This is a genomic window from Streptomyces turgidiscabies Car8 (assembly GCF_000331005.1).
GTDB lineage: Bacteria > Actinomycetota > Actinomycetes > Streptomycetales > Streptomycetaceae > Streptomyces > Streptomyces turgidiscabies.
Genome location: NZ_AEJB01000663.1, coordinates 1 through 7,818, shown reverse-complemented (window position 1 = coordinate 7,818; position 7,818 = coordinate 1). Strand labels below are relative to the sequence as shown.

The 7,818-nt window shown below is 69.8% G+C and carries 7 protein-coding genes; 4 read left to right on the top strand and 3 right to left on the bottom strand.

The genetic code is table 11. From position 1 onward, the window contains the following. Both STRTUCAR8_RS46420 and STRTUCAR8_RS46415 read left to right on the top strand, forming a co-directional pair. Positions 1-950, top strand: a 950-nt coding sequence (locus STRTUCAR8_RS46420; protein ID WP_006383472.1) for an SGNH/GDSL hydrolase family protein, incomplete at its 5' end; no start/stop codon positions are given. A 243-nt stretch (positions 951-1,193) separates the two neighbouring features. Next, on the top strand, positions 1,194-1,646 hold the full coding sequence (locus STRTUCAR8_RS46415; protein WP_006383470.1) for a peptidoglycan-binding domain-containing protein: 453 nt from the start codon (positions 1,194-1,196) through the stop codon (positions 1,644-1,646). Positions 1,647-1,752: 106 nt separating this feature from the next. Here STRTUCAR8_RS46415 and STRTUCAR8_RS46410 read toward each other — a convergent pair whose 3' ends face one another. Beyond that, positions 1,753-2,586, bottom strand: coding sequence for a PIG-L family deacetylase (locus STRTUCAR8_RS46410; protein ID WP_006383473.1), 834 nt, complete (start codon positions 2,584-2,586; stop codon positions 1,753-1,755). 247 nt (positions 2,587-2,833) lie between these two features. Here STRTUCAR8_RS46410 and STRTUCAR8_RS46405 point away from each other — a divergent pair, with 247 nt between their 5' ends. Then, positions 2,834-4,150: an alpha/beta hydrolase gene (locus STRTUCAR8_RS46405; protein ID WP_006383471.1), complete on the top strand. Its 1,317-nt coding sequence runs from the start codon at positions 2,834-2,836 to the stop codon at positions 4,148-4,150. Positions 4,151-4,190: 40 nt separating this feature from the next. On the opposite strand, the gene STRTUCAR8_RS46400 is transcribed toward STRTUCAR8_RS46405, so the two are convergent. Next, positions 4,191-4,589: a VOC family protein gene (locus STRTUCAR8_RS46400; RefSeq protein WP_006383474.1), complete on the bottom strand. Its 399-nt coding sequence runs from the start codon at positions 4,587-4,589 to the stop codon at positions 4,191-4,193. Further along, a complete protein-coding gene (locus tag STRTUCAR8_RS46395; RefSeq protein ID WP_006383468.1) occupies positions 4,586-4,798 on the bottom strand; it encodes a hypothetical protein in 213 nt (70 codons plus the stop codon). Before STRTUCAR8_RS46395 ends, STRTUCAR8_RS46400 begins: the two co-directional genes overlap by 4 nt. 191 nt (positions 4,799-4,989) lie before the next feature. Between STRTUCAR8_RS46395 and STRTUCAR8_RS46390 the strand changes: the two genes are divergently transcribed. Next, on the top strand, positions 4,990-7,785 hold the full coding sequence (locus STRTUCAR8_RS46390; protein WP_006383469.1) for an alpha/beta hydrolase: 2,796 nt from the start codon (positions 4,990-4,992) through the stop codon (positions 7,783-7,785). Positions 7,786-7,818 lie beyond the last annotated feature (33 nt).

Here is a 7,818-nt window from a genome sequence, read left to right as displayed (position 1 = left end):
CCGGCATCTACTTCGAGGGCCGGTTCCGCGGTACCGGCGTCGGCATCGTCCTCGACGACTCCGACAACGACTACGACGTACAGATCGACGGAACGACCGCGGCCACCCTGGTGACTCCCGGCCGGACCACGTCCTGGATCGACGGCCTCGCCGACACGGAGCACCGCGTCCGGCTCGTCAAGCGCACCGAGAGCCCCTGGGCCGTCGGCAGGTTCGGCGGGTTCGTCGCCGCTCCCGGAGGCGCGGTCCTCGCCCGGCCCCGGGCACGCGGCAGACAGATCGAGTTCATCGGCGACTCCTACACCGCGGGCTACGGCAACGCCTCCACCGTCCGCGACTGTTCGGGCAACGGCGGAGTCAACCGCAACAGCGACGCCGACCTCGCCTTCGGCGCCCTCACCGCCCGGAGGCTGGACGCCGACTACCAGATCAACGCCTTCTCCGGCCGGGGCATGGTCCGCAACTACGGCGGAAGCAGCCCCGGCACGGACTTCCGCACCTACTACGACCGCGCCCTGCTGAACGTCGACGGCGACGTCTGGCGGAAACCGGACAGCTGGCAGCCGCAGGTCGTCGTGGTCGGCCTGGGCATCAACGACTTCTCGACCCCGCTCAACCCGGGCGAGCCCTGGACCACACAGGACGAGCTGACCGCCGCCTACGAGACCGCCTACCACGGCTTCCTCGACACCCTGCGTGCCCGGTACGGCAGCAGGACGTTCATCGTGGTCAGCGCCACCCACCTCTACAACACCACCGCGTTCGCGGAGACCGCCCTGCGTATCGTCCGGAGCCGCAACCGCCGGGGCGACCGCCGGATCAGCCACTGGTACTACGACAGCGCCGGCCTGGACTACCTCGGATGCGACTGGCATCCCTCCTTCCACGACCACCGCCTCATCTCCGACCAGCTCGACAACCACCTCGCCGCCCTTCCACTGCGCTGGTAGCCGGACCGTGTCATCGGCCGGAATTCACAATCCCGCTGACGGAATCTCGACGGAATCTCATCGCAGTCCGAATGGAATCTCGCGCGGAGCAAGCCCGAAATGTGGCCTGAACCAAGTCATACGAGAAATTGGATCGAATTTTCGCAGGATTTGGCCGCACGAGTTTGGCACCCTGATTCGGCGCGGACGCCTGGCGCCGGTGGTCGCGTCAAAGGCTTCACAGTCGATCGGAAAGAGGAAGCGATGAGAATTTCTCTGGTCAGGGCACTCGTCACCACGAGCGCGGTCGTCGGCATCGCCGCCGGCGGTCTCGCGGGCGCGACCGCGAGCGTGGCGGCCCCCCAGCAGGCCACCAAGCCCGCGGTCAGCAGCCCGCATGCCGCCATCCTCGCGGTGAACAACCTCGGCCTGGACACGGCCCGGGCCAGGAACTGGCAGAGCTGCCTGAACGCCTGGGGCTTCAACGCCGGCGCCGAGGACGGTCAGCTGGGCACCAACAGCTGGAAGGCGGCCCAGCGGATGCTCAACGCCTGGGGCTACAACGCCGGCACCGTCGACGGGGCCGTCGGGCCCAACACGATCACGGCGCTGCAGAAGTTCCTGAACGCCGTCGGCTACAACGCGGGAACTCCCGACGGGATAGCCGGACCGCAGACCAGGAACGCGTTCTGGAATTACAACGCCACCGGCTGCTGAACCAATTCTGGATATCGCATTACCGGACCCCGCCCGCCCGCCCGGCCGACCGAGCGGCCGGGCGGGGTCCGGTAGAACTATCAGCCGCGCGTATCAGCCGCGCGTGTCAGCGCAGTCCGGCGAAGAGATCCTTCTCGGGTACGGGCGCGCCGGTGGCGTCCTGGACACGTACGAAGGTCTCCATGCCCATCAGCTCGCCGAACCTCTCCTTGCCCATCCTGAGGAAGAAGATGTTCTCGCCCTGGCTGGCGTGCGCGGCCAGCGCGTCGAACTTCTGACCGCTGAACGCGGTGGTGTCCACCCACGTGGAGATCTCGTCGTCGGGGAGGCCGATCTCGGCGAGCGCGGCGGCCTCGGCGGGATCCGGCTCCGGCATGTCCTCCTGGAACTCGCGCATGGTCTCGCCGAACCGCTGCACCGCCGAGCGGGGCATCGTCGTCCAGTACACCTTCGGCGTCAGCTCGGTCAGCTCCAGCGCCGCCATCGTGATGCGGTGGGCCTGGATGTGGTCGGGGTGGCCGTAGAAGCCGTTCTCGTCATAGGTGACGACCACATCGGGCCGGTAGTGCTTCATGAGTTCCGCGAGCCGGGCGGCGCCTTCCGCCACGGGGGTCTGCCAGAAGGACGTGGGGGCGTCGTTGCTCGGCCAGCCCATCATCCCGGAGTCGGCGTAGTCGAGCATCTCCAGGTCGCTGACCTTCAGGACCTCGCAACTCGCCTCGAGTTCCTGGCGGCGCAACAGGGCGACCGCCGCCGGATCGTGCCCGGGATCGCCCGGCTTGACACCCCCGGGTCCGTCACCGCAACCGCCGTCGGTACAGGTCACGAGAACCGTGCGTATGCCCTCCGCCGCATACTGCGCCAGGACCCCTCCGGTTCCCGTGGCCTCGTCGTCGGGGTGGGCGTGTACTGCCATGAGCGTCAAGGGCCGGTCAGTCATGGAAACAGTCCTCCTGCGGAAATACGTATCGATCCAGATGGGCCCGTACGGCGCTGGTCCCTCGTCGGTGCAACCGCGCCGACCGGACCGGCTGTTCCCGGCGCGGCCGTCCGGCTTCCCCGTGTCGTGACCCGAATGGGCCCCCTCCGGCACCCTATTTGCGCTGATTGGGGAACGCGAAGGGTGCAATAGCCCTCCTTCTGTATGAAGGAAACCGCACGGGTAGGGAAATCGGGTATCAACCGGTATGGGTCTGACCAGCGAGACGACTGTGTATGTGATGGCGGCCCTCGCCGTCGTGGGCGTGGCACTGATGGTCTGGTCGTGGCCACGGTTCGCCCGGCAGGGACTGTGGCAGGTGCTCGGACGACTGGTGGCCATCGGGACGACCCAGGTGGTGATCATCGCGGCGTTCGCGTGCTGGCTGAACTCGTCGTACCAGTTCTTCGGATCGTGGGGCGAACTCTTCGGCCGTGTCGAGACCGCCCCCGTCGGGGTGACGCAGGCGGGGGACGGCGGCGTCACCGGCGGAGTCGGCACGGCGAGCGACGTCGCCCTGAAGGGGGCGCTGGTGCAGCCGGCCACCGACGAGCAGCTGAGCCAGGTCGGCGGACTGCCCACCGGCCCCGCCGCGGTGAACGGGCGGGTGGAGTCCGTGAAGATCATCGGCCGCCGTACCGGCGTGGTCGACCCGGCGTTCGTGTACCTGCCGCCGCAGTACTTCCAGAAGGCGTACCAACGCCAGCGCTTCCCGGTGATCGTGGCACTCAGCGGCTACCCGGGCAGCATCTTCAACCTCGCGCAGCACCTCCGGGTGCCCCAGATCGCCGGTGAGCTGCAGAAGAGCGGTCGGATGCAGCCGACGATCATGGTGATGATCCGGCCGACGATCGCCCCGCCGCGCGACACCGAGTGCGTGAACGTACCGGGCGGCCCGCAGACCGAGACCTTCCTGGCCAGGGATCTGCCGGACGCCCTGAAGTCCGCCTACCGGGTCGGCCATGCCGCCAGTGCCTGGGGTGTCATGGGTTATTCCTCCGGCGGCAGCTGTGCCCTTCAGCTGACGATGCGCGATCCGCACGTGTACACGACGGCCGCCGCCCTGTCGCCGGACTACCAGGTCAAGGACGATCCGACGACCGGCAACCTCTTCGGCAACGGCCCGGACCGGACCGAGCGGAGCAACGGCCACGACCTGATGTGGAGGCTGAAGCACCTGCCGGTGCCCCAGGTCTCCGTACTGGTGGCCGAGAGCAAGCACGGTGAACGCGGCTATCCGCAGACGCAGGCCTTCATCCGGGCGGTCAGGGCACCCATGCGCGTCGTGTCGATCCTGCCCGAGCACGGCAGCCACAACTTCCCGACCTGGGTGCAGGAGATGCCCCCCGCCCTGGCGTGGATGAGCCAGCAGCTGACGTTCCCCCAGGACGCCGTGCCCCGCCATCACAAGAAGGGGTCAGCGGTCGCCGACCCCCCGAAGCCGTCGAAGTCACCGAAGCCCGCTCACGCGCCCCTGCGCGCCGACGGCCCGGACCTCACGCCCGGCACCACGACCCGCAGATAGGGTCACCCTCGTAGTTCTCCCCTCGTAGTCCCCCTCGTGGTCACCCTTCGTAAACCGTCCCCGCGTCGACGAAACAGAGCGAGTTCCCCCACGGGTCGTCGACGTAGAACGACCGCTCGCCCCATGGCCGTACGGCGATCTCGCCCGCCGACGCACCGTGCACGTCGTCGGTCGACAGGCACCCCAGCCCGCGAGCGCGGTCGAACACGTCGCCGAGGCTCCGGACGGTGAAGTAGAGGGATTTCGGCAGCCGGTGGACGGTGTCATGACCGGAGACGTCCAGCACCTGGAGAGTGACCGCACCGCACGTGAAGTAGCACCGTGCGCCCGCTTGTCTGCGGCCGGTCGTCCCGAGCAGGGTCGAGTAGAAGGTGACCGCCTCGTCGAGGTTCGCCACCTCGACGTTGAGGCGGAACAGGACTGGGTTGTCGTCGGTCATGGCTGCTCCCAAGTCGTAGGACGCACAGGCGCGTAGGTCGCGTAGGTCGCGGAGGACGTCACGAGGAGGCGGGCGGGGCGGATCAGGCCCAGCCGGTCGGCGACCAGGTCCACGCACGGCCGGTTCACAGGGTAGGTCCGCGTCCGTCCCTGGCGTTCGTACGCCACCGGGCCGACGTCCACCGTCACCTGCAGGTGCACGACCCGCACGCGCGCGGGAGTTGACTCACCGGCAACCCAACTGCCCCTGGTTGCACGTGTCTTGTTGTACGGAGGGGGCGGAAGTTGTGCGAATGCCGTGCGAAGAGGTGACAGGGTGTTCGAATGTGCTGCATTTGGTGCGTCGGGGGAGCCCGGGACCCGTGGGGTTCCCGGGACGCTGACCATGAGGAGGAGCAGAAGTGATCCGTGTCTCGCGCGTGACGGCCGCTGTGACGGCGGCCCTCGCGCTGGCGCTTGCGTCGCCGGGAGCGGCGCAGGCCTCGCCGGATCCGGAGCCCGGGCGGCCGACCGCGCCCGTGTCTCCGGGACTTCCCGAGGGCTGGCTGACCACCGGTTCCGGGGATTCGGCGGAGCTCGTGTGGCGCTCGCCCGAGAAGGTGCCGGTGGGTGATGCCCAGGTCGAGTTCCGCAGCGGGGAACGGCTGTTGGGCACTCCCAGACCGGCCGCCGACGGGCGCACCTTCCGGCTTCCGCTCGACGGGGTCCGCCTCGGCAGGACGGACGATCTGCGGGTCGAGGCCGCGGGGCGCCGTCTGGACGCGGCCGGAGTGAACGCCGCGGGCCGTGAGCGCCGTAGGGCCGACAGCTCATCGAGTGCGTCGCGCCTGCCCCAGGTGACGACCGTGAACAAGGTCGACCCCGGTGTGGCCGGCTCGTTCCGTACGACCAGCGGCGAGTACTCCCTGCCGTCGGTCCAACTGCCCGGCTACGACACCGATATGGAGATGAAGGCGGTGGTGGTCGCGCCGGTGGGCGCCACAGGCAGCCGCCCCCTGGCCCTGTTCCTCCACGGGCGCCACGCCACCTGCTTCAAGGGTGACGACTCGACCCTCGAATGGCCGTGTCCGGCCGACTACGAGCCGGTGCCGAGCTACCGCGGCTACCTGCACGACCAGCAACTCCTCGCCTCCCAGGGCTATGTGACGGTCTCGATCTCGGCCAACTCCGTCAACGCCCAGGACTGGCAGGCCGACGACGCCGGCGCCCAGGCCCGCTCCTCGCTGGTACGGCTGCACCTGGCCCACTGGGCGGACTGGGCCGCCGACCCGTCCAAGGCCCCCGAGGTCGTACGCCGGGCACCCCGCGCCGACCTCGGCCGGGTGCTGCTGGTGGGCCACTCCCGTGGCGGTGAGGGCGTCGACAGGGCAGCGCTGGACAGCCTCAACCCACCACCCGCCGACCAGGACGGCTACCACGGCCCGACCCGCTGGAAGATACGCGGAACCGTCCTCATAGGCCCCACGATCTTCGGCCAGAACCCCGCACCCGACGTGCCGTCCGTGACGATCCTGCCGGGCTGCGACGGAGACGTCATCGACCTCCAGGGCGAGTACTACGTCGACGGCACCCGAGAGGTCAGCCGCGGCAAGGCCCTGCACAGCGCGGTCTACATGACGGGCGCCAACCACAACTACTTCAACACCGAGTGGACCCCCGGCCAGGCCGCCGCACCGGCCTCGGACGACTTCTCGTACGGCGGCGACGAGCACGACCCCGTCTGCTCGCCGGGCACCGCCGGCCGGCTCACCGCCCCGCAGCAGCAGAAGGCGGGCTCGACGTACATAGCCGCCGCGGCCCGGCTGTTCGTCGCCGGTGACGACCGGGTCCGCCCGCTGCTCGACGGTTCCGCCGCGCGCGCCGTCTCCGCCGGACCCGCCCGTGTCCTCACCCACGCCGTAGGCGCCGCCCGCTCGGGTGCGTTCCTGCCCGCCGCCTCCGCCAAGGTCAGCGGCGGCCGGCTGTGCGCCCAGGTGGACCCGGACCCGAAGGTCTCCTGCCTGGACCCCGCGCTCATGACCGCTTCCCCGCACTTCGCCCAGTGGCGCAGGGTGGCACCCGGCAAGGAGCCGGACCGGTACGCGCTGGCCATGAACTGGAGCCGCTCGGGCACCGCCGCCTCACTCAGCCCCGCCCGCCCGGTCTCCCTGTCCGGCGCGAAGTCGCTTAGCCTGCGCGTGATCGTCCCGCCGAACACCACCGGCACCGAGCTGGACGTCGCCGTCAGCGACACCTCCGGCAAGCGGGCGAACCTCGGCCGGGTCCGCGTCGACGGACTGCCGGGCACCTCCCGTACGTCCTCCTACTGGGCGCGCGAGGTCCGCGTACCCCTCTCCGCCGAGACCGCCGAGCGCATCGACCTCGGCCAGGTGAAAACCCTGCGGCTGACCCCTCGTACCGGGTCCGGGACGGCATGGCTGGTGGACGCCTACGGCTGGCGCCCCGGCACCCCCGCCGTCGAGCCCGCGAAGCTGGCGCGCGTGGACGTCGGCCACCTGACCGTCAAGGAGGGCGACTCCGGCTCGCGCACCTACCAGGTGCCGGTACGGGTGACAGGGTCGGGCAGCGGCGAGGTCCGGCTGTTCGTGGACGAGCCGGGCAGCGCCTTCCCCGTCGCGCGCACGGTGAAGGTCCGGGCCGGCACGCACGTCGACATACCGGTGACGGTCGAGGGCAACACCCGCTACAGCTCCGACACGGCACACCGGGTGGCCGTCAAGACCGTACGGGGTGCGGTGATCGGCGCCTACCTGGGCGGCGTCACCGCGGAAAACGACGACCCCCAGCCCACGGTGACCATGACCCCGGTCGCCGACCAGGTCACCGAGGGCCGGCCACTGGTCTGGCGCATCAGCCTCTCCGCCGTCGCCGACGTCGCCACGTGGACGGACCTGCAGTTCCTCCCCGTCTCCGACGGCCCCGAACTGTCCACCAAGGACGTCCCCGCGACCTGGCTGGACGAGAACTTCGGAGCCTCACCGGACCCGGAGCAACCACTGTCCGCCCTGCCGGACGGCGCGGTGCTCCTGGGCGAAGTGCCCGCGGGCAGCCTGAGCATCGACGTCTCCATACCCACCGTCACCGACCAACTGACCGAGAATCCGGAGTCCCTGCACCTACGCCTCTGGACCTATGACCCCGCCGGAGAGTCGATAGAGGGCCCGGAGTCCACGGGCACGGTACGAGACGCCGCCTAGCGAGACGTTCGTAACGCACGAGGCCCTATGAGG